Below are 25,914 nucleotides of genomic sequence, written 5' to 3' on the forward strand. Positions count from 1 at the left end.
CTATGTTAGCGATTGGCGCCGGTCGTCGCCAGCGCCTGCTTCCTTACCAGCGGTAATTGTTTTTTCAGCGCGCGATCCACCAGTCCGGGGAATACCCCGTTGATTTTCACGAACAGGCGTTCCGGCCAGCCGAGGAAGCGGCGCTTGCGATTGTGTCGCAGGGCATCCATGACCGCGCTGGCAACATTGGCGGGCTGGTCCATGGCGTTGCCGAGCTGCCGGTTGAGCGCGACCACCTCCGGGGGGTTCATGGCCGTCGCCACCGCCCGCGGCGCGATATACAGGACCCGGATATCCTGGTCGGACAGTTCCCGTTGCAGGGCTTCGGTAAAGCCGCGCAGTCCGAATTTGGAGGCGCAGTAGCCGCTGTAGCCGGGAAAACCGATGCTGCCGTAGCCCGAACCGATATTGACGATGGCGCCGCCGGCTTCGACCAGTCCGGGAAGGAGCGCCCTGATCAAAAGGATGGGGGCGAGCAGGTTGATCCCGACCATGTCCTGTACCTGTTGTTCGCTGAGGTCCGGCAACAGGCCGAAGTAATTGACGCCCGCATTGTTGATGAGAATATCCACGCCCTGCTGCGCGGCGCTCAATACGCTGGCCCGACCGACTCCGGTGGCAACGTCCGCAACGACAGCGCTATGGCCGGAACCCGGCAGCAGTGCGAGGGTCTCTTCCAGCGCCCGGGCGTCGCGCGCGATCAGTACCAGCTTTGCGCCGAAGCCCGCTAGGCGCCGGGCCAGTTCGCGGCCGATACCACCGGTCGCACCGGTGAGGAAGATACGCTTGTCAGCAAAATTCATGGGCTTTCACCTGTAGGGTTGATTCACTGGGCAGTTCCGTGTGCTCCGCGGCAACCGCGCTGAAGACGTCGCTGTACAGCCGGTAGAAGCGGCGTGCGCAGTGCACGATCAGGTCCTGCTCCTGCGGGTTTTCAATGCCGTTCATGAGGTCCTCGAAGAACCTGACATGCTCGGCGTCCAGCGAACCGTGGGAGGTCAGGTAGGTGAAGGCAGTCATGGGCAGGTCCGTGGCAGCTGCAATGCAGCGCGCCGCGCGATCCGCAATGCTGACACTGGTACCCTCGAGCACGTGCACCATGCCAAAAAACCCCAGTGGATTGACCCTGTCGATGATGTAGTAGGCGTAGGCAACCATCTGTTCGGTGGCGGCGTTGGGCAGGCTCGCGCGTGCCTCTTCCGGACTGTAACCACAGTTGGCGATATCCTCGAGTATCCATTCCTCGTGACCGAGTTCCTCCGCAACGTACTCGGCGAGGGCGTTTCTCAGTGCGGATCTCTCCACCGGCAGCCGGGCACCGGCGGCCATCAGCAGTGGCACGGTATGGCGCACGTGGTGATAGGCCTGGCGCAGGAAGGCCACGTAGGCCTCCCGGCCCAGGCGCCCCTCCAGGGCGTGGTTAACCAGTGGATTAGCCAGCAGTGCAGTGCGTTCCCGCTGGGTGTCTGACTGCAAGCGTTGGAAAAATGTACTCATGAAGCCTTGTCCTGCTGTTTGCGGTAAATCCAGTCGATCTCTTGCGCGTAGTGGCGGGCGATGGCGTCCCGGCGGGGGCGGCCGTTGGCAGTGAGCAGGCCATTGCCGATGCTCAGTGGTTCATCGAGGAGATGCCACTGCCTCACCCGGGCGTAATCGGGCAGGCCCGCGTTGACCCTGTCGATAGTGGCATTGATGGCTGCGGTTACATTCAGGCCGCCGGCAGGCCAGAGGAGGGCGCTGCACCAGGGACGCTGGTCGCCGATCAGCACGGCTTGCAGGATACTGCCGCTCGCCAGCAGTTCGGCCTCCACCCACTCGGGGCTGATGTTGCGGCCAAAGCTGCTGATCATGACGTTGCGGCTGCGTCCGGTGATGGTGAGAAATCCCTCTGCGTCGATGCTGCCGAGGTCACCCGTGTCCACTTCGTCGCGGTGCCAGGAACCGGGTTGGTCGAGGTAGCCGAGAAATGCGTTGCCGCTGACCAGCACACGGTTCTCGCGAACGCGCACCCGGACGTGGGGGAGTACCCTGCCGGTGCTGCCCACCCGGTCGGCCCCGGGGACGTTCAGGCTCACTACCGAGGCGCTTTCCGAGAGTCCGTAACCCTCGTAGACCGGGAGGCCCTGGTCGCGGGCGCGCTGGATAACGGCGGGGTCGACGCGGCCGCCTCCAACAGCGACAAAACGGAGGCTGGCGGGCGGATTCCAGCCCGCGGCCGCGGCTGCCTCCAGGCAGAGCAGCAGTTGCGGTGTCAGGATGAGTGTTTGCGGGGATACGCTGTCGATGGCTTCCAGCAGGCGCGCTTCATGCAGTCCGGAACTGCCGCTCATGCCCAGTTCAGCGCGCGTGCGCAGAACCACGCTGCCGTTCGCCAGCAGCGGCATGTACACGCCGCCGAGGTTTTCCAGCAGGGTACTCAGGGGCAGCAGGCACAGGTGTCGCGGCCGGCGGATTTCCACCGTATCCGCCAGTGCGCGGGCGACGGCAAGGCACTGGGTCGTCGACAGGCAGACGCCTTTTGGCGTCCCGGTAGTGCCGGAGGTGAAGGTAATCCTGGCGGTGTCCCGCGGCATGCTCGCCTGGCGTTGACAGGGATAGCGGAAGGCGGCCAGTGAGCCCAGGTCGGCGACGCGTTCCCCCGTCCCGGCGTTGCCCGGTACGCACGGTATCAGTTCCGGCTCGACCAGGAGCAGGTCCACTGCCGCAGCGCGCAGGCTGTGGGCCAATTGACCGGAGCTGAAGAAGGGCGGCAGGGGCACCAGGCGAACGCCGGCAAACTGCGCCGCGAGGTCGGCGATAACCCAGTCGATACTGTTGTCGGCGAGCAGGGCGACCGTGGTGGGAGAGTGCGCCTTGAGCCACCTGCAGGCGCTCTCCAGTCGCTGCAGCAGGGAGGCCGCGTCGAGCTGGCCCTCAGCGGATTCCAGCAGGCTGTCCCCCGGGGCGTCGAGGGCCCTGGATGCCAGGGCGCTGTACAGGATATTCACCGGTCGAATCGGGACAGCTGCACAGCGAGTCGGGCGATCTGTGCTTCCTCTCCCGCCCATAGATCCCGAACCCAGTCTTCTGTCTGCCCGTGATCCAGCGCTTCGGGGATGCTGGCGACCAGGACCTGCGGGTCGCTGTCGTAATAGCTGCCCCAGTCGCTGGCCGCGCTGCCGAGGCGCAGGGGGTCGGCATTGCAGACAGTCCGGGTGGTAAAACCACGGCGCCGGATCGACTGGCGGACCGCCGCGTTGGCTGCAAACACCAGGTAGTCGACGCCGAGACGGTGCAGGGCAGCGGTCACCAGGAGGTAGAGCATCACGGCCACGCGGCCATCGCTCGCGGCGAGATTGCCCATCTCCCACACGGATGAGCGGGAAACCGGGCCGGGGTAGTGTTGCCCGATGACCACTTCTGCCGGCTGCTGCAGGTACTGTTCCACGAACAGGGAAGTACACCGCGCGGCCCGCAGGCCCAGGGCGGCCTTGATGGCGTCCTCCTGTTGCAGCGAGCAGATGATGGGCATGAAGTGCGTGAGCCTGGCGCCGTAACTGGCCTGGAAATTATCGCCGATGAAGCGTTCTGCGCGGGCGCGCCCGGCCGATCCTGCGGTCAGTGCGGCCAGGTGCGGCTGTCGTCGGGCCCGCGGCCTGCGGGTCGCCTGGGTGAAGGGGGGGATATGGTCAACGCATGCAAAACCGCTCTCGGTGAGGCTCATTCACGGTCACCCTTGCCAGCACTGTGTTGGTCGATAAGGGCCAGCCGCTCCCCGATTTCCCGACGTCTCCCCGCGTCGGCGACCTCCCGTCCGGGCCTGTCCGCTGCGCTGGCGGCCAGGTTAAGGTATCGGCGTGCCGCCTCGTAGTCTCTCTGTTGCAGGAGAAAATCGCCCATGAAGAAATTCGCGTCGATATCCTTCGGGTTTCCGGCCAGGCCGGCCTCCAGCTCTGCGCGGGCGCGGTCCTTGTCACCGAAGCCGACAGGCCAGCCGGGCACCTTGTAATACAGGGTGCCGAGACTGGTGTGCGCGGCGGCTGTGAAAGACCCAGGGGCGAGTTGCAGCGCCTGTTCGAGATCGCTGCGCGCGGCCCTGGCGTAGCCCATCGCGGAAAAGGGCCCGGCATGCCCGGCATAGGAGGCGTTGATGATGCCGCACCAGGTGAGGATTTCGCCGTCGTCGCCAGAGGCCGGCAGCACCTCGTCGCACTGCTTCACCAGATCGAGAATCGCCTTGTCCTGTGCCTTGCCCGCCGCGGCAAAATTGGCCTGCTCCCAGCCGGTGCGCAGGGCCCTGGCATCGGGTTGGGGGGCGGCGCCCAGGGCGCCAAAGCTGGCCGTGGCGGCAAGGGCCAGCAGCGCATGGCGGGTATGGAGTCTCAGTTGCATGTTCTCTTCCTGGTATCAAAGCCGGGGAGCGTCAGGAGGAGATGATAGGGGGCGATGCTTAAGAGAACCTTAGGTCGGCCGATGGCAAGCCTGGCAAGCCGGGCGGGGCGCTTCGGTCATTCCGCGCCCGGCCCGGGCCGCTGTGCTGGAACGGTTTCAGGCGATTTCAGTTTCCGGCGAAACCAGCGGGTAGAATTCAACCGGCGCGAGTCCATAGGCTGCGCGCGCCCTGTCGCAATCGGGATTGGGCAGGCCCTGCTCGCCGTTGATCCTGAAATCGTGGCAGGGGGCGGGGCGGTTTTCGTAGATGGTGCAGCGCACCCCGCTGCCGACGTCACCCAGCAGCGCGACGCAGCGCGGCGACCGGTCATTGGTGCCCCGCATACAGGAGCGCGTCGGGGAGACCTGTTCGGTCAGGTTGTCGGGGACTCTGCCGCCGGCGCTTTGTGCCTCTCCCCAGTAAAACGACACACGGAAGAACGCGCAGCATGCCCCGCAGCTCATACACGCAGATTCACTACTCATTTTTTTTGCACACTCGAAAACTGGAATTACAGCGATGTATCCGCGTGCCGCCGAGTAAAGAAGCGCCAGGACAGGCGCGAAAGTGGCCGGGTGGCCGGTTCGTGGAGACGCCCTCTGGTTTCGCTACGGGGCCGGGCCCCGATCCAGAGTGGCGGAAAAATAGCAGCAAACCCGGTTGTCGGCAATAGCCTCGCCGGTCGCCGTTACAGCAGTACCCGGTCCCGCCCTCGGACCGGGAACCCGGGATTATTTACCCCCGGTGAAAGCCCACATTTCGGGCGTGGCCCAGATGTATTCGACGTAGTGGCCGAGGGTCGCGCGGCAGTCCACGTACATGAAATTGAGCCCCTCCGGCATGTGGTGTTCGACGGCAATCGACCAGCCTTCCGCGCGCACCTGGCGGTGTGTCTGTTCCCAGTCGAAGGTGCGCACCGCGATGTGGTGAAAGCGGGGGCTGTCATCGTCCGGCAGGTACTCCGAATAGATATCCACCGTGGCGCCGGGCAGGGGCTGGATGATCTCGAACATGTGCTTGTCGTCGGCCCAGCCCATGGCGGCACGGCAGCGGGAGTGGCGCATGCCCTCCGGCGTCAGCACATCGATTTCGGGGTCGATAAGGAGGAAGTCCTCGATCCCGTAGCGTGTCTTCATCAGTTCGACGGTCCGGTCGAGGTCCCGGGTGACATAGGCGGTCTGGAAACAATCGGTCAAAAGCATGGTGTGTTCCTTTGTGATGTGTGGGCCAGGGTTACCTTCCACTGTGCTGGCTAGAGCCGGCCGATAACCTCATCGGCGAGCCAGCTGATACCGTCGATGGCGGAGCCGGGAAGGCTTTGCAGCGGCACGGTGACGCGGCTGACACCGAGGTCGCGCAAGCGCCGCAGTTCATCCAGGCCGCCGGTGTTGGCCCAGACACTGGTGATTTCCAGTTCGTTGAAATCCCTGCCCACTTCGGCGCAGGCAGCGCGGAGTCGGTCGATATTGGGGGCCAGTTCCGCCGCGCTGTAAATTGCGGGGTACCAGCCCTGGCCGTAGCGGGCCGCGCGCAGGAAGGCCTTGCCGGCATGCCCGCCGATAAACACCGGCAGGTCGGATTTTGCCACCGGGATCGGGAAGCTCCGGAAATTGCGCCAGTCGAGGAACTCGCTCTGGTGGTTCACTTCCTCCCCGGACCAGGCCTTGCGCAGGGCCTGCAGGTAGTCGTCAAACCGCGCCCCGCGTTTCTCGAACGGCGTGCCCATGGCGCGGAATTCCTCGCGCATCCAGCCCAGGCCGAGGCCCAGCATCAGGCGGCCGCCGGAGATGACGTCGAGTGAGGCAGCCTGCTTGGCGAACAGCAGGGGATTGGTCTGCGGCAGGATGTTGATGCCGGTACCCAGTTTCAGGGTGCTGGTTGCCGCGGCGACCGCGCTGAGTGTGACCAGGGGGTCGAAAAAATTCATGTCGCCGCCCAGCGGCATCTCGCCGCTTTGCGAATAGGGATAGTCCGTTTCCAGCCGGGTGGGGATGATGACGTGCTCCGCGGTCCACACGGATTCGCAGCCGGCTGCTTCGGCGTGCCGGGCAATGCCGACGATGTCCTCGATGCCGGCGACATCGATATTGATGGGGATGACACCAATTTTCATGGCTGCGCCCTTTCCTGTTGTTATTGTGAGCTTCGTGAGCTGCTGATCACCCTAAGCTAAATAGCTTAGTGACTTTGCATTCTACTCCCCGTCGACGGCCATGCAATACACGGCGCCGGCTGTTTCTTGGTGGCCGCGGAACGCAGAGTTGACTGCGGCTGAGATTTCCGGGGCCTGCCAGCGGCTGGTGCCCGGGCCCGAATACTTAGGGGCTCCAGGGAGCCTGCATGCCGGCGGTGGCGAAATCCAGGCTGTGCTGCAGGTAGGCCTCCCGCGAGGAAATCAGGTTGCGCGAAAAGCTTCGCGACTGGTCCCAGTCGACAACCGACATCAGGAATAGGGAGAACGCGGTCAGGAAACGCAACTCGACAATTTCCGCCGGGACCGGTTGCAGGCTGTCCTGCAGCATCTCGTAGAGGTTGCGGGTGATCTCCGGTGAATCGGCGATGGTGCGCCAGTAGGAGATGTCGTTGAACACCCGCAATGCCAGCAGGAATGCCGCGTAGGAGCATTCTCCCTCTTTGTTGGTCTCATCGGCAATCGGCCGCAGCAGTACTTCCATGATGGCCCGGGTGTCCTTTTCGAAGCCCTTTTTCAACAACTTGCCGAGGACGTCCCGGCGCCGTTGGTCCACCGAGGATGAGCGGCGCCTGATGGTTTCGCGGATCAGGCCGTCCTTGTTCTTGAAGTAGTAATGCACGGCGGAATTGTTGGCGGAGCCCGCGGCCAGGGAAATCTGGCGCAGGGAGACGCCGTCGCTGCCGTGCCGGCCAATCAGGGTTTCCGTGGCGTCGAGGATGGCATCCTGCAGGTTGCCTGGTGCGGAGGAGGGGGAGTCCCTGTTCAAGTGCCTGTTCCTTGACCGTGCCGGCAATGCCTGTGTGCGCAGGCTGAAGTGCCGGAAAAATTTTGCAAAAAGTGTTTAAGCTGTATCGCTTAAAGTAATATGATGCGCAGATAAAGTCAAAATAATGGTCGCAGCAATGGCAAAACTGGCAGGTAAGGTCGCCCTGGTCACAGGGGCGGGCACGGGCATCGGTCGCGGCATCGCCGAACGCTTTGCCGCGGAGGGCGCACAGGTGGTGATCGCCGCGCGCAGGGAGGGTCCGCTGCAGGAGGTGGCCGCGCTGGCACCGGAAGCGATCAGCTACGTGCAGATGGACCTCACCAGCACCGCCGACCAGGAACGCGCCCTGGACACCGTGGTGGAACGGTACGGTCGCCTCGACGTGCTGGTGAACAACGCCGCCTGCCAGTTGTGGAAACCCTTCGCGGAAACCAGCGACGAGGAAATCGAGGCGATCTATTCCACCAATCTCACCTCCACGGTCAGGCTGATCAAGCGCGCACTGCCGCTGCTGCGGGAAAGTGGCGGCAATATCGTCAATATCTCCTCCACCGCCTCGCGCTACACCACAACACCTTCCGACAATCTCGCCGTTTACGGTGCGTCCAAGGCGGGTCTCAACCAGTTGACCCGGGCGCTGGCGCCGGAATTCGGCCCACTGGGGGTGCGCATCAACGCGGTGGCTCCCGGGGTTACCTTCGGTGAGTATGCGGCGGAGGGGCTGGCCAGTTCACCGGGACACATGCAGGCCCTGATCGACCGCACGCCGATGGCGCGTATCGGTACTCCCGATGACATCGCGCTACTGGTGCTGTTTCTCGCCAGCGAGCAGGCCGGCTGGATTACCGGCCAGGTCATCGATTCCAGCGGTGGCTGGCAGATTGCCGCGGGCTAGAACAATAAACACTGGGCAGTTCACATGCCGGAGTTATCTATGCAGGAAGAAAGACTATTGTCTGTCGTCGTGACGGGTGCCGCGGGCGGCATCGGCAGGGCTGTGTGCGAGCGCCTGGCGCGCAGTGGCTGGCAGGTGCTGGCGGTTGATCGCGACGCCGGGCGCCTCGTGTGGACAGAACAGGTGGCCAACGTCGCGGCGTTCGCCGCGGACATCACCTGCGCGCAAGCCAACCAGGATTTCATCGCCGCCGCGGAAGAGCAGTTTGGCGGCGTGGATGCCGTGGTCCTCAACGCGGCGGTTCCGATGGGCGGCACCCTCGAGCAGATCGCATGGGCCGACTTCGAAAAGGTGATTGCCGTCAACCTGATGGGGACGGCGCTCGGCATCCGCAGTGCCCTGCCTGCCCTGCGCCGCCGCGGCGGTGGCGCCATCCTGGTCACCGCATCCACTCACGGACTGGCCGGAGAGATCGAGAACGCTGCCTACGTGGCCAGCAAGCACGCGGTTGTCGGCCTGGTGAAGAGCGTGGCCCGCGATGTCGGTTGGGAAGGTATCCGCATCAACGCCATCTGCCCGGGGCTGACCCGGCAAACCGGCATGACCAGCTTCCTCGAGGATCCGGCCATCGACCCGGCAATCATGGGCGAACTGGTGAAGGGAATTCCCCTGCAGCGCTGCGCCGAACCGGACGAGATGGCCGCAGTGATGGAATTCCTGGTGTCCCCGGCATCCGCCTACGTCACCGGCATCGCCATGCCCGTGGACGGCGGCGCGATTACCGGCTCCGGCCTGCGCGGGCCGGCCAGCGGACCAGGCAACTACTGACACACAGCTGACACCGGGGAAGTACCCATGACCGACTCCAAAACACCGATGGCCCAGGAGCGCTTTGCCGCCAGGAGCGGCGCCGACAGCGCACCAGCAGATTTTTCCACCGACGCCGGCGCGCTGGCATACGCCAGTGCGCAGCTGGACAAGCTGGTGGACGCCATGCGCTACAAGCTGGAAAAACATATCAGCGGTTGGCCCGGTGATGACCGCGAACTCGATACCCACGAGGCCCTGCGCCACCTGCTGCGCGATATCAGCTTCGGCCACGCGGCCTATATGGAAGCCGACTATGCCAATCCCAACCTCACCAAGATGAGCGGGACCAGCCGGGTGCAGTTCCAGCTGCCGTCCCCGGACTGTGTCTACCACTCCGCGATACTACACGGTGACTACAGTTACCGGATACGCGGCAACCGCGGTTCGGCGACCGTGTTCCAGCTGACGGTCTACCAGGGGCATGCCTGCGACCTGGTCGGCTGGAAAACCCACGCGATGCTCAACAACTTCGATTACCCGGCGCAACTGGCGGCCGATTGCGAGGTAGAGATCGTTCTGTCGCGAACCCGCCCGGCGCAGCTCGGCGATGCGCTCTGGCTGGAACTGCCCGAGGGCCCCTGCGAACTGCACAGCCGCCAGTATTACGGCGACTGGGAGAATGAGAATCCCGCCGACCTGGTACTGACCGTCGATGAGCAGTCCTTTCCGGCGAAGTTGCTGGACCGCGCAAGCGCTGAAACCCGGCTGAATCGCCTGGTCGACCTGCTGCGGGTGCACACGGATTTCTACCGGGCCGGGGTGCAGGCGCACCTCGACGCCGATGCGGAGGAAATCGCCGAACTGGTGATTCCGGGGGCATTCGAAGGCACCAATTATTTTCCGGGGCACTTCCGCTGCGCGGAGGATGAAGCGGTGATCATCGAGTTCGAGGACCCGGGCTCCCTGTACTGGAACACCGCGCTGTTCCAGATGCAGTACGAACCCGGCGACTGGTGGGCGCGTATGTCCTCCCTGAATACGCAGCAGGTGCACACGGACCCCGACGGCAAACTGCGCATCGTCTGCAGCTGGAAGGACCCCGGCGTCGCCAACTGGCTGGATGCCTCCGGGCGGCATCTGCACCTGATCGCTTTTCGATTCTTCCGCGCCGCGCGCACGCCGGCCAGGCCGAAACTCCGGACGGTCCCGCTGGCGAACGTCCACGACTACCTGCCGCCGGGCACCGCGCAGGTCACGGCGCAGGAACGCCAGCGCCTGCTGGAGCGGCGCCTGTTTTCCGTGTACCGCAGGCGCTGCGGCGATTTCTGAGGGGCTGCCGACCATGACTGATATCGACGCACTGAAACACGCGCTCACCCTGGAGCCGCTGCTGGAGACCGCGCTGCGCGAGGCGCCGGCGCGGGAATTCAGCGACCTTTCCTTTATTCCCAACCTGCGCAAGGTGCTGGAAATTCCCGAACGCCTGGACATGTCGGCCCGCGGTTTGATGGGCATGCACGCGAATAACGTGCGTTTCCTGGTCAACCGCCTGCGCTACGAGAACGACCTGCAGCAACACCCGGAAATCCTCGAGGAGGACGTGTCCGACCCGATTGTGGTACTGGGTTTGCCGCGCAGTGGCACGACCAAGTTGCAGCGTTTTCTCTCCGCCGATCCCAACCTGCAGGTGACCCACACCTACCGGATGTTCAACCCGGCCCCGTTTCCCGGGGAAGCGGCCGGAGATCCCACGCCGCGCATCGAGTGGACCAGGCAGATGATGGCCGCGGTCACCAACACTGGCGAAAGCTACCAGATCATGCACGAGTTCAATGCGCTGGAAGCCGATGAATCCAGTTTCGTGCCGCTGGCCAATTTCGATTACGTCATGCAGTACATCACCGCGCCGGACCCGGTATTTCTCGACTGGGTGCGCGGGGTCGACCGGGTATCGCCGCTGACCTGGCTGAAGAAAATGCTGCAGTACCTGCAGTGGCAGGACGGCGGCAAGCGCGGCAGGCCCTGGTTGCTGAAGAACCCGGGGCATACCGGCGAGGTCGCGGAAATGCTCTCAGTGTTCCCCAACGCGACCTTCGTGATTTCCCAGCGCGATCTCGCATCCACCATGGGTTCGAGCATGCGCATGATGGGGGAGATTATGCAGAACTCCTTCGACACCTATGACACGCGGCAGATGGCGGATGAACTGGTCGCCTACTGGGTCTATGAGCTGGAGCGCTACCAGCGTCAGGTGTGCGAGCTGGGCGACCGCCTGCGCCTGGTACGCGCACCCTACAACCGCTGCGTCTCAGATGCGCTGAGTGTGGCCCGCGAAGTCTATGCGCTTCACGACATGCCGCTGTCAGCAGAGGGCGAGGCGGCCATGCGCCAGTGGGACCGGGACAATCCCCGCCATAAACTCGGTTCCTACAGCTACCGGCTGGAAGATTACGGCTGGAGCCGCGACGCAGTGGAAGCGGCCTTCGGCCAGATTGCACAGGAATGGCGCGGCATGTAGTCCGCGCCCGGTTTGACGTCCGGACTTTCTTAAAGTCCTGAATACAGGTAAGAAGGAGAATCCGATGTTGCTGCACGGCCATATGCAAAATGCCTATGTTACCCACGACCTCGACCGCGCGATGGAGATTGTCGGCAACCGGTTCGGCGTGGAACACTTTGATCGCTTCGATCCGGAAATGGTGATCGATACACCGACCGGGTTGCAGCCCCTGGTGACCCGGGTTGCGTCATTCTGGGCCGGCGGGCTCAACGTGGAACTGATCGAACCGGTGAGCGGGTATGTGGACCATTACCTGACGATGCTGCCGGAGGATCGCAGCGACGCGGTGCCGCGCTTCCACCACATCTCGCTGCGGCGGGATGACGAAGCGGTGATGCGTGCGGAGATCGAACAGCTGGGTTTGCCGCTGGCCTTTGAGGGCCCCAGGTCCACGAAGAATCCGCTCCCCAGCCTGGTATTTATCTACCTGGATGGCCGCGCCACGCTCGGACACTATGTCGAGTTTACCTGGAAGAGTCCGGAGGCCTGGCAACTGGTAGGCTGGCCCGAGGGCCGGCCTGTGTGGTGAGACCCTGGCGCAGGCGATACTGCCGACCCGCAGTAACGACAATAATACGAAACATGCGGCAGGCCGACCTGCCCCGGAAAGAGGACCCACACCCATGCCGATGAGCCCCGAAGAAATTGTCCGCGCGTTCTGTGCCAATGTCAGTGACCGGGACACCAGCACCCTCGAGCCGCTGTTGGCGGAGAGCATCGAGTTCATGAATGTCGGGCTGGAAGTCTACCACGGCAAGCAGGCGGTACTGGATCACTTCGCCAGCCCGCAAGGGGTCTGGGCCATGTTCCCGGACACCTGTGATTTCCTCATTCGCAACCTCGGCGTGGCGGAAAACCGGGTCTATACCGAGCGCGTCGACATTGTCGGCGTCAACGGCCACGATGCCCGCCTGCCGCTGCTCGGCATCTTTGAAATCGAGGATGGAAAAATTCGCCACTGGCGCGATTACTCCGACATGGGCATGGTCAGGCGCCTGCTGGCGGGAGAAACCGTCACCGAGGAGGAGGGGCTGCCCTCCTGGACCAACGAGGTCTGATTCAGCGCCCGCCGGGCTGCCAGTTCGCGAGCCCGAATTTCCTCGCCATCACCGCGTCGAACACGCGCAACGGCAGCAGGCGCCGCAGCCACACCAGCGCAATGCTGCCGCGGCCGCCGCGGATGACCGCCGGTGGCCGCTTGCCCAGCAATTGCGTCACCACCGGTGCGACAAAGGCCTCGGTCGGCGTCGCGTTCTGCTGTCCCGCCTGGGAGCGGGCGTGAATGCTCGCCGCGATCGGCTGGTACAGCGAATCCTGTGGCAGGCGGATGCCGGCCTCGGCGTTGTCGCCAAATGAAGAAAGCACGCCACCCGGCTGCAGGGTGATCACCCGGATACCGAGGGGCGCCAGTTCCATGCGCAGTGCGTCGGAGAGCGCGTGCAGGGCCGCCTTGCTCGCGCAGTAGGCGCCGGTAAAGGGTGTGGTGAAAAGCCCCACGATGCTGCCGACATTGACGATCCGGGGACCTGTACCGCCAGCGCGGGCGGCGAGTAACAGGGGCAGGGCGGCGCGGGCCAGTGCGATCGGGGCGATGACATTGGTTTCGAATTGCTGCCGCAGGTCCTCCCTGCCGAGGTCGATAGCGGCACCCACCCGCGACAGGCCAGCGTTGTTGACCAGCATGTCCAGGTGTCCTGCGCACTCGCCGATATACGCCATCGCTGCCGCTACCGAGTCCGCATCGTTCACGTCCAGCGGCAGGGTTTCGATGCCCGCATCCGCCAGCGGCGCCAGGCCGTCCGGCCGTCGTGCCGAGGCGAAGACGCGATGCCCGCGCCGCTGGAATTCCCTCGCCATGGCGGCGCCGATGCCACTGGAGCAGCCGGTTATCAGGATTGTTTTCTGCATATCCCTGCCAACAGGTATTTGGGGCGTTGTCGGTTAACCCCGGTGTCGTAGTGATTCCCGGTCAGCGGGGAATCCATTGACCGTCGCGCATCTGCAGCGCGAGTTTGTCGGCGCAGAGGGTTTGCAGGTCACCGGTCTCGCTGGCCATTCCGGCCAGTCCCGCACCGGCTGCCATGCGGCCTTCCTCACGCATACAGCGCTCCATAAGGCGGGCGTTGTCCTGTGCCTGCTGTTCCGGCGTCTGCATTCTTGCCTGCCAGGCGCCGCTGTAATACCAGTAGCCGGCGGCTACCAGGGCGACGATGATTGCCAGTTTTATCATTATGTTCTCTCCCGGTTCTATCAGGATTCCTGGGTCGTGTTCACGGCACGTATCGGGAAAGGTATCACAATACCCTCCTCGTTGTAGCGCCGGTGGAGAGCCTTGATGAACGCCGACTTGACCCAGAAGCGCTTGTAGTATTCCTGGGCGCGCAGCATGACAGTGAAATTGATACTGGAGCTGTCGAAGGTGTGGTACACCACGAAAGTCTCGTAGTCGTCGACACCCCATTCGTGTTCCCGCAGGACCTGCCGGGCGACTTCCAGGGTGACCCGCTCGACGTGCTCCAGGTCGGAACTGTAGTGGACGCCTACGTCTACCGGTACCGACAACTCCGGGGCGGGGTAGAAGTAGTTGATGATCTTGGATTCGGACAGCACGCTGTTGGGCATGATGATCGTGTTGTTGGGCAGCATGCGAATCCAGGTGGAGCGCCAGCCGATCCTGTCGACGAATCCCTGCTCCCCCGACTCCAGTTCGATAAAGTCACCTACCCGGATCGGCTTGTCGACCACCAGTTGCACGCCGGAAAAGAAGTTTTCCAGGGTCGGTTGCAGGGCGAGGGCGACCGCGAGCGAAGTGATGCCAAGGGAGGCGACGATCGGGGTGATGGAAATGCCCAGGGTGCCAAGTACCATCAAGGCGCCAATACCCAGTACCAGGCCGCGGGCAATCCCCACCAGGATGGTACGGCTGCTGCGCAGGGCGTCCGAGTCGTCCGCATGCATCCGCAGCAGCCCTACGCACAGGCGCTCGATAAATACCAGTACGGCGACAATCAGCAGAATCCTGGCGACCAGTACGGCGTTGCCGTTGAGGCTGCTTTCGCGTACCCCGAAATGGCGCAGGAGAAAATCCAGTGCCCACAGGTTCAGTACCAGGATTGCTATGGTCAGGGGCAGGCTCAGTGCATTCAACAGGAGTGAGTCGTAGCGCCAGGCGGAGCGATCCGCCACCCTGACCAGGCGCACCAGAACGATGCGCTTGCAGACCAGCATGACGCATATTGAGGCAAGTGCTCCGGCTGTCAGGACCAGCCAGGTGGGAAGCAGCAATGTGCCCAGGGATACGTGTGCCATCGGAGCCCCGCGGTTTCACAGTTCGCACCGGATCGATGCAAATATCATTCCGGGTAACACCACGCCAGGCTTTTGCAATGCGCCACGCTTTACCGGTGAATACATCCAGGCCGCCATCGACGGGCATTCGCTTGACAGCTGGCGCCAGGGGTTGCAGCCTGACATTATCGAGGCCTTATGCAGGGTGGCAGGCAATGAATGTAGCTATTCCATGGCTCTGGCAGTACCTGGTACTGGCGTTAATCCTTCTGGTGACCAATATGTTCTCTACCAACAATGCCTACGCCGAAAGCGCCGTCCCGGCCCAGGGCCAGCGTATTGTGCTCATTACCGGCTCCACCGGGGGGTTGGGCCGGGAAACCGCGAAGGCCCTGGCGGGGCAGGGCGACCATGTCATCGTGCACGGACGCAATGTCGCCCGCGGCGAGGAACTGGTGGAAGAGATCCGGGCCCGGGGCAGGGGCAGCGCGCGCTTCTATCCGGCGGACTTCGCCAGTCTCGAAGAGGTCCGTAACTTTGCCAGCGCCATCCTCAGGGACTATGAGCGTCTCGACGTGCTGGTCAATAACGCGGGTATCTTCCTGCCCAACGAAGAGCAGCGGCTGCTGAGCAGGGATGGCTACGAGCTGCATTTCCAGGTGAACTACCTGGCCGGGTACCTGCTCACCAGGCAGTTACTGCCGCTGCTCGAAGCCAGCGCGCCCAGCCGGATCATCAACGTCGCCTCCGGGCAGCGCCCCATCGACTTCGACAACCTGATGCTGGAAACCGGCTATTCGGGGACCCAGGCCTATTTCCAGAGCAAGAATGCCCAGGTCATGATGACGTTTTACCTCGCCGCTGACCTCGCGACCCGCGGTGTTGTCATCAATGCCATGCATCCCTCCGACCTGATGGATACGGACATGGTGATCGAGGCGGGGATGGAGCCGATCTCGTCGGTGGATACCGGCAGGGATGCACTGGTGCGGCTGATTGACGAGGACGTCGGAACCGGCAAGTTCTTCAACGTCTTTGTCGAGGCCGAGGCAAAACCCCAGGCATACGACAGCGCAGCGCGCGCCCGTCTCATCGCGGTGAGTGATGAGTTGCTGGCAGGTGCTTTCGCGAATATTGAATGAAGATGCGGGTGACGCTCATACCTTGAGGGCGGCTCCCGCGAACGCCTCAGGCGTTATTGCGAATCTTGGCAGAGCCCCCTTCCAGGGAGATCCCGCCGGAACCGCTGCTGTAGGTCTTGCCATTCGCCGTGACCGTCACCACGTAGGCGTAGGTGACATCCTCCGTGGTTACCGTGTCTTTCAACGACATTTTGTCGTCTGCTACGTCGACATCGCTCAGGCAACTGCCCGGCGTGGCGGAGCCCTTGTCCGTGGGATTGGTATAGGTGTTCGAATCAATCTCCAGGCTCTGGAAGGTAAAGCTGTCACTCCCCTTGGCCGCTTTCCAGACGACCTTGTGGGTCTTCTTGTTTTTGAGCGTCAGCTCTTCGGGATTCATGCTGACGGGCGGAGTGGCACTGGTATCAAGGGTTACATCGATCGTATGTTTGTCATCGCTCATGGGACGTCCTCGTTGTCGTTGATACGAATGGGAAACCGGGTAAATCCATGCTCCCGGGTTTTCGCAGTATAGCAGCCTCAGTCCGTCTGCAAGGCGGCCGCATCTGCCGCGACACCCAGCGTGTTGGCAAGGTCGACAAAGTCCGGCTGGCGGTAGCCGGTTGCCAGCAGGCGGGCCGCGGCATTGCGCGCCAGCACGCTGCGGCCGAGGCCGGTAAGCGCCTCGATCCGCAGGTGCAGGACCTGGGGGTCGCTTTTGGGGCTGTTGCTATCGATGCGCGCCAGTGCCGACGTAAAGAGGGTTTGGGCGCGGTCAGTGTCGCCTGTGGCATCGAGCAGTCGCGCGAGCGCGATTTCGCCCGCGGCAAGATCGATCCCGGCCTGTACGTTGCTCTGGTCCCGCTGGGCCAGTGCGTGTAGTTCAGTAATCGCGGTGCGGACCGCGGTGATCGCTCCTTCCCCTAGTCCCTGTGCCGCGAGGGTGTCCGCCAGTGCCAGCCGCGCGCCGGCCATTGCGTGGATATTGCCGTAGTCGCTGCTGTCGCTGGCGGCCAGCGTTGCCAGGTCCCGGAGCGCGCCTTCCTGCAAGCTCGCTGCCGCCTGCAGGTCGCCCTGCAGTCGCGCCAGCCGGCCGCGGCGCACCTGCAGGCTGGCGAGCGAACGGCGGCGGCCCACGTGCTCCGGTTCCTGTTCGACCAGTTCACTGTCCAGGTCCAGGGCGTGCTCGTTATAGTCGATAGCGCCGTCGACGTCGCCCATGAACTCCGCCAGTTCCGCCATATGGGCTTCGCTCATGGCGAGATAGCGCTGCCACAGCCGGTGTTGCGGATTCGAGGCGAGGACCTCGCGCTTGAGCGCGAGGTCCTGTCGATAGTGCTCGCGCGCCACCTGCAGGTGGCCGAGTTGCAGTTCCACCTTGCCCAGCGTGTTGAAGGCAAAGCCGAGTTCGATCTTCCACTCGGGGTTGTCCGGATCGAGCGCCAGCACGCGCTGTTGCAGCGACAGCACCGTCTGGTATTCGTTGCGCGCGCCCTTGAGGTCTCCGCGCCGCTCCAGCACCTGGGCGATGTTGTTGTGCGCCCCGGACTGGACATTGAGAACCTGCAGGTTGTCCGGGCTCAGGTCGGCCGCAGAATTCGCCACTGCCAGCGACTGCCGGAAATGTGCCAGCCCCTTTTCCAGGTCTCCCTGTTGCCAGTGGGCAAGGCCGAGCCACAGTTCACTGGATGCCAGCTGTAACAACCAGCGCGGTTCTGCGGGCTCGCGCTGCGACAGGGCACGGGCCTGCTCGACAGACTCGCTGAAGGCGCGTACCGCTTCCTCCAGGTGCGAACGGTCGATGGCTATCTCCCCGATCAACGCCAGGGCCTCGGCGCGCTGTGCCAGCGTGCGGCTGGTGAGGTCCTGCTCGGTCAGCGATTCGAAGTACTGTAGCGCTTCGTCACCGATCGCATCGAAGACATCCAGCCTGCCGACGGCGCGCAGGTTGCGCGTGAGGTCGCCGAGCATGAAACCGATAAGTTCTTCCGCTTTCTCGCGGTTTCTCTCGGCATCCTGCCGCGCCAGCACCGCGTTGACCGCGAGCCAGCCTGTCAGCAGCATACCCAGCAGGAGTCCCGCGCTGATCGCCAGCAGTCGCCGGTAGCGGCGCTTGAGTTCCCGCTGTCGCAGTTCGTCGTAACCGACCTCGAGCAGGCCGGCGATGAGCTTGAGCCTGGCGCTGGACCTGCCGTCGCCGCCCGGTCGCAGGTCGGCCGCAATCGGTTCGATCGAGCGCTCGCCGAGTTCGCCATCCGCTTCGAGGGCGAAGCGCAGGGCAGGGACAAAGCATTCCTCGTCTTCCCGTCCCGCGATCTCGCTGGCGCCCGGTTCGCCCGCAACCAGCAGGCAGAAAATACGCTCTTCGCGGCCCAGTCGCTTGAATTCGAGGACTTCCTGGTTGACCCAGCGCGAGCGTGCGGCATCCGGCGAGCAGATTACGATGAGGGCGTCCGAGTCCGCCAGGGCCTGTTCGACCCGGGCGCCGAGGTCCGCGGCGCTGGCCAGTTCCTCGCGATCCCGGAATATGGGAGTGAGCCGGGCGGGCAGGGCGCGTCCAGAATGCGCCCGCATGCGGCGCGGCAGGCGGAAAGTTTCCAGGCCGCGGTGCAGCCAGTCAGCCCAGCGCCTGTCCCGGTGACTGTAGCTGATGAACGCGTAATACTTTCTGTGCAATGACCAGCCTCGCTGCGGCAGTTGCCCCTCCGGTTACAACCTTTCCACCGTCCGGCGCGCATTGACTGAAACACCGGCTATACGCCGGTCTGGGGGACATGCCATCCAGCCAATCCGGTCAAGGCAAAGTATAGGCCAAAAGGTGGGCGTGTCCCGCGGTGCGGAGCGTGGGAACCAGCAGGTCACTGCACCATGCGCACTTCCCGCTGCGGGAAGGGAATTGAAACGTTCTCCTCCTGCAGGGTCCTGTAGACCACAGCGTTCACCGCGTACTTGTGGCTGAAATAGTTTTTCGCGGGGACCCAGTAGCGCAGGCCGATGATGATCCCGTTCTCGCCAAAGTCCTCGATTCCGATTTTGAGTTTCGGCGTTGCGGCGACGCAATCCATTTCCTGCAGGCGTTGGGTCAGTGTCTCGATGACCATGTCGGTATCGCTGCCGTAGGCGATACCGACAGTGCCCTCCACAATCTTGTTTTCAAAGGAGTTGTACAGCACCTCGCCGATGAGGTGCCGGTTGGGTACGACAATCAATTCGTCGTCCTCGGTGCGCATAAGCGTCATGCCCAGTTTTACTTCCTCGACGACGCCGGAAATACCGGCGACGCTGATCGTGTTGCCGACGACGAAGGGGCGGGTGAGGATGATGATGAATCCGGCGCCGTAGTTGGATACCGGCCCCTGCAGGGCCAGGCCGGCGCCGAGGGTGAGGGCGCCGACAGCGGCGACAAAGGGCGCCACGGAGATGCCGAACTTGCCCAGTGCGATAATGACAAAGCAGGCCAGGATCAGCAGGTAGGTGCAGGAGCCGATAAATTTGGCCAGGGTGACATCGACCTTTTTTCCATCGCAGAAGCGGACGATGAGCTTGCTGAGCCAGCGGGCGAATATCCAGCCCAGGATCAGGATGATGATGGCCCCCAGAACCTGGAAGCTGTAGTTCACCAGAAATTCGGCGACGGTGTTGTAGATCTTTTCTATGGTGTCGACGTTGACGCCCAGTGCTTCTTCCATTGTGACCTCGCGGGGTGCCGGGTTGGTTGCGCCTGCCTATTCGAGCATTTATGCCCGGCGATTTGAAGGTTTTTGCGAAAATGGGGGCATTACCATGGTGTGCTGGTGTTTTGCAGCGCCGCGAAACCGGCTCAGGCGGGGCGGGTAAATTCCTGCAGGCCGAACTCGCGGGCAATGGCTTCAATCTCCCCGATTTCTGCCTCGCTCACCTCGCCATCGGCACTGGCGATCGCGTAGAGGGATTCGACGAACTGGCGACTGTGTTCGGCGTTGAAGGGACTGTCCCCGTGTTGGCCTCCCTGGAGAGGCCGGTGACCCATATAGTTGATCAGGGACAACTCCATCACGAAATCCACCTCCGCGGTGGACAGATTGCCGGCTGCGACAAGGATTTCACGGATTTTTGCCCGCTCCTCCGCGGTGACGACCCTGTCCGCGTAGGCGACCCGCGCCAGGGCCAGCGCCAGCGCCGCGAGGTGGCTGGTGGCGTTCGGGTCGTGCCGTTCGAGCAGGTTGAGCATGCGGCTGGTGTCCTCGGAGACCGCCTCGGTCAGGGTTTTCATGCGGCCGTCTTCGAGGTGGAGAATGCGATCGGCGACATCCAGGATCCGGTTGTCGTGGGTAACCAGGACAACGGCAGTGCCTTCCTCCCGCGCCAGCGACTGGATCAGTTCTACCACGTCGCGCCCGGACTTGCTGTCGAGGGAGGCGGTAGGCTCGTCGGCGAGCACGATCCTGGGCTTGTTGACCAGGGCGCGGGCAATCCCGCCACGTTGCTTCTGGCCGCCGGAGAGGGCGGAGGGCTTCTTGTGACCGTGTTCCGCGAGGCCCACCCGCTCGAGAACCTCATCGATACGGGATTGCGCCAGGCTGCCGCGGCAGCCATCGAGTTGCAGCGACATCTGCACATTCTGGCGGATCGACAGGCATTCGAGCAGGTTGTGCTGCTGGAAAATGTAGCCGATCTGCTTCCTGACCATGATCCTCCTGCGTTCCGCGCTGTTGTTGAGTTCGGTGCCGAGCACCCTGAGGCTGCCCTGCTGGGCCGAGCGCAGGGCGCCGACCAGTGTCAGCAGGGTGGTTTTTCCCGATCCCGACGGGCCGGTGAGGATAACGATCTCGCCCGCTGCAATATCCACCGAGATGTTGTGCAGGATCTGTTTGCGCAGCGCGCCATTGCCGTAGAAATAGGAGACGTCGGCAACCGAGATCAGGGCTTCGGCGGACATCAGAACACCTCCGCCGGATCGACGCTGCGCAACCGGCGCAGGGTGAGCAAGCCGGAGAAAACACACATGCCCAGGGTCAGTGCAAATACGGTCAGCGCGTTATTCAATGACATCTCCAGGGGCAGGTGCGCCGACTCCGCGGTCAGGCGAAAGAGTTCCACGGACAGGACCAGCCCCGGCAGGAAGCCGAGAATCGCCAGCACCAGCGCCTCCTGCAGGACAATAACCTTGAGGTAGCGGTGGGGATAGCCCATGGCCAGCAGCGTGGCATATTCCTGCAGGTGGTCCTGAACATCGGAATAGAGAATCTGGTAGACGATGATCGCGCCGACGAACAGGCCCATCACCACGCCGAAGCCGAACACCACACCGGTGGGTGTCGCCTTGCTCCAGTGGTCGATTTCCAGCTGGGCAAACTCCTTGCGGGTCAGCACCCGGATATCCTTCGGCAATGCATCGAGAATTTCCCGGCGAACTCCCTCTACCGCGGCGCCGGGATCGAGATGGATAAGGCCGAACTCGATGACCGAGGCGCTGCGCTCGGGAAACATGCGCTGGAAGTTCAGGTCCGAGGTAAAAATGCTGCCTTCGATGGCGAAACCACTGCCAATCGCGTGCAGCCCGGCGACCGTGAACTCGCTGTCGTTGACCTGGTTCCTGACTGTCATGCCCTCGTCGATCATCTGCCCGATCGGGCCGAATTCCGGGCGCGCCAGCCGGTCGTAGCTCACCTGGTAGGGCAGCCGCAGGCGCTGGAGAACCGTGGGCGAGAGCAGCTTTTCGAAGCCCCTGTCGTCCGGGTCGAAGCCGAGGACAAAGATACTGCGGCGATTGAGCGGCTCGCTCGGATGGCGCCAGATTGCCTGCCCGAGGTAGATCGGCGATACCGAACTGACGCCCTTTATTCCCTGGGCCTGGTACAGCCGGTTGCGGGGGAAACCCCGGGCCGCGACGATATGCGGCGTCTTGGGACTGAGCATGATCAGGTCGTAGCCGAGGGCCTCGTGATAGCGTACAGCGCTGGCGTAGAGGGCCTCCTTGAGCTCCATCTGCATGAACACCAGGATGACGGCGAAGGCGATTCCCAGGGTGGCGGTGAGCAGGCGGAATTTCCGGTGCCACAGCTGCAGGATGCCGAGCGGAAGCGAGCCGAACATCAGGGGTTGATCTCGACTTCAACCTGCATGTTGGTGAACCGGGCAACCCTGGAACTGTCATCCAGCAGGATCCGGACCTCGACCACCCGCGCATCGGTGCGTGCTATCGGGTCGGTGCCGATCACGTCGGTGCGGCTGACACTGAGTTCGGTATCCTCCACGACGCCAGTCAGGGGTTCGCTGAGCGCGGGCAGGGATATGGTCGCCTTTTGCCCGGGGTGGACATTGGCGATGTCGGTTTCGTACACCTCGGCGATGACGTACATCTGGTCGGTGCGCCCGAGTTCCACCACGCCGTCCGTGCCGATCTGTTCACCCGGGCGCGCATGGATGTCGAGCACCTGGGCGCGAACCGGCGCGCTTATCGTGGTGAGGTCCAGGTAGGCGCGGGCAGCGGCCAGTTCGGCCTGGGATACTTCCAGGTGCATGATCGCATCGTCCAGGTTGACCCGGCTGGTGGCCGAGGTTCTGGACAGGTTTTCCTGGCGCTTGAGTTCGCTTTGCGCATTCTTGACCAGAGCCTCGAGGCGCTTCACTTCCGCCAGCCGGAGCGCGTGGGTGTCGAGCAACGCAATCCGGTCGCCGGCCTCCACCCAGTCGCCCTTTTCGACGTCGAGGGATTGAATAACGCCACTGCCATTGGAGGGGCCGGCGAGGTTGATGATGCCGTCCCTGGGCTCGAGACGGCCCAGGCAGGTTATCGAGCGCGCCTGGGAAAGAACCTGGGACGCACAAAGTAGTAGTGCCAGTCCGGCGAATATATGTCGTGTAAACATCATGCCTCCGTGCACTGCCTCGCCGGACATACGAAGAAAAAAGATTAGGTGATATAAACAAAACCGCAAGTCATGGGGGACGTTGGGCCGGGCGATTTGCCAGATTCGAGCCTGACTGAACATCCCGGCCTGCTTCCACCTTGCCGGAAAGAGTGACAGTAGTAGTTGCCAGGTTCGGGAAAGATCTTGGGCGCGTGTTGAGCGATTCCCGCGGGTACTTTCCTTTGGCCCGGGATTCGGCGACTATCTGTGAAAGGCACTGCGTTGGTGGTGGAATTGTGTCGCTGGTTTCTGAACTCATTCGTCGCAATGTGATTCGTACAGCCGGGTTGTACCTCGCCTGCGCGTGGCTGCTTGTGCAGGTCGCGGAGACCGTTTTCCCACTGTTTGGCTTTGGCGACACACCTGCCCGTATCGTGGTGATTATCCTTGCAATCGGCTTTTTCCCGGCGCTTATCCTGTCCTGGACTTTTGGCCTGACCCCGGAGGGATTGCGCCGGGAAGACGCGATCCCGGAGTCCGCAACACTCGCGCATTACCAGGGAAAGTTTTTCGACCGCCTGATCCTCGTCCTGCTGGTCATTGCCGTGTGTTATTTCGCGCTGGACAAATTCGTATTCACGCCGGCGCTTGAGGCTGCGCAAAGTGAAGAGCATGTCCGGGCAATTGCGACGGCGCGCGACGCCGGTCGCAGCGAGGCCCTGCGCGAGGCTTACGGGGACAAGTCAGTCGTCGTTCTACCTTTTGTCAACCTGAGCAGCGATCCCGCCCAGGAATATTTTTCCGACGGTATCACCGAGGAAGTCCTCAACCTGCTGGCGCAGATCCCGGGCATTCGGGTCATTTCCCGGACAACTGCATTTACCTACAAAAACAGGGAACTGCCGGTGTCCCGGATCGCCGATGAACTGGACGTGACCTATGTGCTCGAGGGCTCCGTTCGCCAGTCGGCGCAGCGGGTGAGGATCACCACCCAGCTGATCGACGCGAGGTCGGACAGTCACCTCTGGTCCAGGACTTACGAGACCGATGCCGTCGATATTTTTTCAATCCAGGATGATATCGCCAGCCAGACGGTCAGGCTGTTGAAGCTGCGCCTGTCGGAGGCAATGCCCCGGGTGTCGGTGACTGACCCGGGCGCCTACGCGCTCGCGCTGCAGGCCCGCCACGTGGGCAGGAGCATCTCCGAGGCAAACCTCGCCCGCTCCAACGCACTGTACCTCGAGACGCTCGCCATTGACCCGGCTTACGCACCCGCCTGGGTGGGACTGGCGGTGAATTACAGCAACCAGGCAACCAACGGATTTGTGCCATTTGCAACGGGCTTTGCCGAGGCAAGGGAAGCGGCGCAGCGCGCACTGGCTGTGGATCCGGCGAGTGCCGGTGCCTATGCCTACCTGGGCTGGGTAGCCATGTGGTTTGATAACGATCTCCCGGCCGCCGCCCATTACTACGAAAGTGCGCTGACACTGGCGCCCACGGATACCGGCGTGGTGGGCAATGCCGCGCTCCTCCTGAAAGGACTGGGGCGCCTCGATGAGGCCCTGCGGCTGGTCGAATACCAGGTGGCCCGCGATCCCCTGGACCCCACAGCGGTCTACAACCTGGGCCTTACCTACCTGTCCGCCGGCCGCTGGGAGGAGGCCATCGTGCAGTTGCAGAAAGTGCTGCAGCTGGCCCCCGACTACCTCGGCGTGCATACCTTTATCGCCACGGCCGAAATGTTGCAGGGGAACACAGAGGCCGCGCTGGCGGCGGCCATGCTGGAGCCGGGGGAAGCCTATCGCCTGCTCGGCCTGGTGATGGTCCAGCACGCGCGTGGGGACGATGCAGCCTCGGCAGCGGCCCGGGCAACGCTTACGGAAAAATACGAACAGCAGTGGGCGTACAACATTGCCTACGCCCTGGCCTACTGTGGTGATAACGACGCCGCCTTCGCCTGGCTCGACAAGGCCGTCGAGTATAACGATCCCGGCCTTGCCGACATTGTCGCTGAGATATTGTTCAGGAACCTTCACCTGGACCCGCGCTGGCAGAAATTCCTCGGCAGTATCGACAAGCAGCCCGCGCAACTGAACGCCATCAAGTTCGAGGTTGAACTGCCCTGGTAGGGGCCGGGGCAGTGCAGGGATCAGGTGTTTGCGTTTTGCGGTAACGACGCAAATACCGCGCCGATTTCCTGGTAGGCCTTCTTGAGCCAGATGCGGGCGCGCTGCCGCTCCATCAGGCTGAGGTGGCCGCCGCTGTCGTCTTTCAGGTTCTGCGCCGCCCAGAAGCTGAAGCTCAGGTTGTCGATCTTGCGCATGGTTTCCGCGTGCAGGCCCGGCAGGCTGGCCTGGGCGGCGGCGCTGCCGCTGTCCCGGACAACATCCTCGACGGCGCTGAAGTTGCCGCCGCAGCCGAAATTCTTGACCAGGATGCAGTTCAGCTGGCCGCTGTACCTGCCCATGAAACGCTGGAACAGGCTCGCTGAGTCCCTGCCGTCGTCCACGACATACCAGTAGTAAAAGCTGGTCCCGGTCTCCCCGCACAGTTCCAGCACGCCGCTTTCCTCGAGCCAGCGTTCCAGGAAGCGCTCGCTCTGGGCGGGCAGGTCGACGACGATCTGCAGGTCATCCTCCAGGGCAGACTCCATGATCTGGTCGGTGCTTTCGAAGGAATCGATCACGATACTGCGGGTGAACTCCGGGTAGAAACGGGTCAGGGTGCTGTGCGACTGGTCGGCGTCCAGCCCGAGGTAGGTCTGGCCGTTGTCGATAAAGTACTGGGATAGCAGGCGCGAGACGACCGACTTGCCGACGCCGCCTTTTTCGCCGCCGATAAAATGAATGCTGCTCACTGGATACTCCGTAGGTCTGGGTGGTTTCCGCAAAGCGGGAAGGCTTGATGATCAGGCACAATTATTACCGTCTGAGTGCCGACTTGCCACAGGTATCTTGCGTCGGGCCGGCCTGGAGTTCCGCACACCGCAGAAGTTTTGTAAACTCGAGGCACTGCTACTATTTGCAAAGCGATTGG

27 protein-coding genes are annotated in these 25,914 nt (G+C 63.1%); 8 read left to right on the top strand and 19 right to left on the bottom strand.

The features are described from left to right. Positions 1-5: 5 nt before the first annotated feature. The 9 genes from ACNKU3_RS02300 to ACNKU3_RS02340 all read right to left on the bottom strand — a co-directional run bounded on the left by ACNKU3_RS02300 (position 6) and on the right by ACNKU3_RS02340 (position 7,371). The gene (locus tag ACNKU3_RS02300) at positions 6-803 is read right to left on the bottom strand and encodes an SDR family oxidoreductase (protein ID WP_418257790.1); all 798 of its coding nucleotides are present in this window, start codon (positions 801-803) and stop codon (positions 6-8) included. Further along, positions 790-1,497, bottom strand: a complete 708-nt coding sequence (locus tag ACNKU3_RS02305; protein WP_418257791.1) for a TenA family transcriptional regulator — start codon at positions 1,495-1,497, stop codon at positions 790-792. Before ACNKU3_RS02305 ends, ACNKU3_RS02300 begins: the two co-directional genes overlap by 14 nt. Then, the gene (locus tag ACNKU3_RS02310) at positions 1,494-2,987 is read right to left on the bottom strand and encodes an AMP-binding protein (RefSeq protein ID WP_418257792.1); all 1,494 of its coding nucleotides are present in this window, start codon (positions 2,985-2,987) and stop codon (positions 1,494-1,496) included. The genes ACNKU3_RS02305 and ACNKU3_RS02310 overlap by 4 nt, the downstream gene beginning before the upstream one ends. Beyond that, the gene (locus tag ACNKU3_RS02315) at positions 2,984-3,703 is read right to left on the bottom strand and encodes a thermostable hemolysin (RefSeq protein ID WP_418257793.1); all 720 of its coding nucleotides are present in this window, start codon (positions 3,701-3,703) and stop codon (positions 2,984-2,986) included. Before ACNKU3_RS02315 ends, ACNKU3_RS02310 begins: the two co-directional genes overlap by 4 nt. After that, a complete protein-coding gene (locus ACNKU3_RS02320) occupies positions 3,700-4,371 on the bottom strand; it encodes a tetratricopeptide repeat protein (protein ID WP_418257794.1) in 672 nt (223 codons plus the stop codon). The genes ACNKU3_RS02315 and ACNKU3_RS02320 overlap by 4 nt, the downstream gene beginning before the upstream one ends. A gap of 156 nt (positions 4,372-4,527) precedes the next feature. Continuing rightward, on the bottom strand, positions 4,528-4,875 hold the full coding sequence (locus tag ACNKU3_RS02325) for a YkgJ family cysteine cluster protein (RefSeq protein WP_418257795.1): 348 nt from the start codon (positions 4,873-4,875) through the stop codon (positions 4,528-4,530). 267 nt (positions 4,876-5,142) lie between these two features. After that, the gene (locus tag ACNKU3_RS02330; protein ID WP_418257796.1) at positions 5,143-5,613 is read right to left on the bottom strand and encodes a VOC family protein; all 471 of its coding nucleotides are present in this window, start codon (positions 5,611-5,613) and stop codon (positions 5,143-5,145) included. A gap of 50 nt (positions 5,614-5,663) precedes the next feature. Beyond that, a complete protein-coding gene (locus ACNKU3_RS02335) occupies positions 5,664-6,524 on the bottom strand; it encodes a TIGR03619 family F420-dependent LLM class oxidoreductase (protein WP_418257797.1) in 861 nt (286 codons plus the stop codon). A gap of 205 nt (positions 6,525-6,729) precedes the next feature. Then, entirely contained in the window at positions 6,730-7,371 is a 642-nt protein-coding gene (locus ACNKU3_RS02340) for a TetR/AcrR family transcriptional regulator (protein WP_418257798.1), read from the bottom strand. A 136-nt stretch (positions 7,372-7,507) separates the two neighbouring features. Here ACNKU3_RS02340 and ACNKU3_RS02345 point away from each other — a divergent pair, with 136 nt between their 5' ends. The 6 genes from ACNKU3_RS02345 (at position 7,508) to ACNKU3_RS02370 (ending at position 12,694) form a co-directional block, all read left to right on the top strand. After that, entirely contained in the window at positions 7,508-8,266 is a 759-nt protein-coding gene (locus tag ACNKU3_RS02345) for an SDR family NAD(P)-dependent oxidoreductase (RefSeq protein ID WP_418257799.1), read from the top strand. 39 nt (positions 8,267-8,305) lie between these two features. Then, positions 8,306-9,094: an SDR family NAD(P)-dependent oxidoreductase gene (locus tag ACNKU3_RS02350; RefSeq protein WP_418257800.1), complete on the top strand. Its 789-nt coding sequence runs from the start codon at positions 8,306-8,308 to the stop codon at positions 9,092-9,094. A gap of 27 nt (positions 9,095-9,121) precedes the next feature. Next, positions 9,122-10,405, top strand: a complete 1,284-nt coding sequence (locus tag ACNKU3_RS02355) for a DUF1214 domain-containing protein (RefSeq protein ID WP_418257801.1) — start codon at positions 9,122-9,124, stop codon at positions 10,403-10,405. 13 nt (positions 10,406-10,418) lie between these two features. Then, entirely contained in the window at positions 10,419-11,594 is a 1,176-nt protein-coding gene (locus ACNKU3_RS02360; protein WP_418257802.1) for a sulfotransferase family protein, read from the top strand. A gap of 64 nt (positions 11,595-11,658) precedes the next feature. Beyond that, entirely contained in the window at positions 11,659-12,165 is a 507-nt protein-coding gene (locus ACNKU3_RS02365) for a VOC family protein (RefSeq protein ID WP_418257803.1), read from the top strand. Positions 12,166-12,259: 94 nt separating this feature from the next. Continuing rightward, on the top strand, positions 12,260-12,694 hold the full coding sequence (locus ACNKU3_RS02370; RefSeq protein WP_418257804.1) for a limonene-1,2-epoxide hydrolase family protein: 435 nt from the start codon (positions 12,260-12,262) through the stop codon (positions 12,692-12,694). Between the two features lies 1 nt (position 12,695). Here ACNKU3_RS02370 and ACNKU3_RS02375 read toward each other — a convergent pair whose 3' ends face one another. The 3 genes from ACNKU3_RS02375 to ACNKU3_RS02385 all read right to left on the bottom strand — a co-directional run bounded on the left by ACNKU3_RS02375 (position 12,696) and on the right by ACNKU3_RS02385 (position 14,945). Beyond that, entirely contained in the window at positions 12,696-13,544 is an 849-nt protein-coding gene (locus ACNKU3_RS02375) for an SDR family NAD(P)-dependent oxidoreductase (RefSeq protein WP_418257805.1), read from the bottom strand. Positions 13,545-13,605: 61 nt separating this feature from the next. Beyond that, positions 13,606-13,866 (bottom strand): hypothetical protein, encoded by a 261-nt coding sequence (locus ACNKU3_RS02380; protein ID WP_418257806.1) that lies wholly within the window; start codon positions 13,864-13,866, stop codon positions 13,606-13,608. Between the two features lie 20 nt (positions 13,867-13,886). Continuing rightward, a complete protein-coding gene (locus ACNKU3_RS02385) occupies positions 13,887-14,945 on the bottom strand; it encodes a mechanosensitive ion channel family protein (protein ID WP_418257807.1) in 1,059 nt (352 codons plus the stop codon). A 194-nt stretch (positions 14,946-15,139) separates the two neighbouring features. On the opposite strand from ACNKU3_RS02385, the gene ACNKU3_RS02390 reads away from it, so the two are divergent. Then, entirely contained in the window at positions 15,140-16,066 is a 927-nt protein-coding gene (locus ACNKU3_RS02390) for an SDR family NAD(P)-dependent oxidoreductase (RefSeq protein ID WP_418257808.1), read from the top strand. Positions 16,067-16,112: 46 nt separating this feature from the next. On the opposite strand, the gene ACNKU3_RS02395 is transcribed toward ACNKU3_RS02390, so the two are convergent. The 6 genes from ACNKU3_RS02395 to ACNKU3_RS02420 all read right to left on the bottom strand — a co-directional run bounded on the left by ACNKU3_RS02395 (position 16,113) and on the right by ACNKU3_RS02420 (position 22,896). After that, positions 16,113-16,508, bottom strand: a complete 396-nt coding sequence (locus tag ACNKU3_RS02395) for a hypothetical protein (protein ID WP_418257809.1) — start codon at positions 16,506-16,508, stop codon at positions 16,113-16,115. A 77-nt stretch (positions 16,509-16,585) separates the two neighbouring features. Next, entirely contained in the window at positions 16,586-18,721 is a 2,136-nt protein-coding gene (locus tag ACNKU3_RS02400) for a TIR domain-containing protein (protein ID WP_418257810.1), read from the bottom strand. 182 nt (positions 18,722-18,903) lie between these two features. Then, positions 18,904-19,734 carry a mechanosensitive ion channel family protein gene (locus ACNKU3_RS02405; protein ID WP_418257811.1) on the bottom strand — a complete coding sequence of 277 codons (831 nt, stop codon included), beginning with the start codon at positions 19,732-19,734 and terminating at the stop codon, positions 18,904-18,906. A gap of 131 nt (positions 19,735-19,865) precedes the next feature. Further along, on the bottom strand, positions 19,866-20,963 hold the full coding sequence (locus ACNKU3_RS02410) for an ATP-binding cassette domain-containing protein (RefSeq protein ID WP_418257812.1): 1,098 nt from the start codon (positions 20,961-20,963) through the stop codon (positions 19,866-19,868). Further along, positions 20,963-22,120, bottom strand: coding sequence for an ABC transporter permease DevC (gene devC / locus ACNKU3_RS02415; RefSeq protein ID WP_418257813.1), 1,158 nt, complete (start codon positions 22,118-22,120; stop codon positions 20,963-20,965). Before devC ends, ACNKU3_RS02410 begins: the two co-directional genes overlap by 1 nt. After that, on the bottom strand, positions 22,120-22,896 hold the full coding sequence (locus ACNKU3_RS02420; protein WP_418257814.1) for an efflux RND transporter periplasmic adaptor subunit: 777 nt from the start codon (positions 22,894-22,896) through the stop codon (positions 22,120-22,122). Before ACNKU3_RS02420 ends, devC begins: the two co-directional genes overlap by 1 nt. A 278-nt stretch (positions 22,897-23,174) precedes the next feature. Between ACNKU3_RS02420 and ACNKU3_RS02425 the strand changes: the two genes are divergently transcribed. Then, positions 23,175-25,007, top strand: coding sequence for a tetratricopeptide repeat protein (locus tag ACNKU3_RS02425; RefSeq protein WP_418257815.1), 1,833 nt, complete (start codon positions 23,175-23,177; stop codon positions 25,005-25,007). A 20-nt stretch (positions 25,008-25,027) separates the two neighbouring features. Here ACNKU3_RS02425 and ACNKU3_RS02430 read toward each other — a convergent pair whose 3' ends face one another. Then, positions 25,028-25,735, bottom strand: coding sequence for a mobilization protein (locus ACNKU3_RS02430; RefSeq protein ID WP_418257816.1), 708 nt, complete (start codon positions 25,733-25,735; stop codon positions 25,028-25,030). Positions 25,736-25,914 lie beyond the last annotated feature (179 nt).

The sequence above is a fragment of the Haliea sp. E17 genome, from assembly GCF_048323675.1.
Taxonomy (GTDB): domain Bacteria; phylum Pseudomonadota; class Gammaproteobacteria; order Pseudomonadales; family Halieaceae; genus Mangrovimicrobium.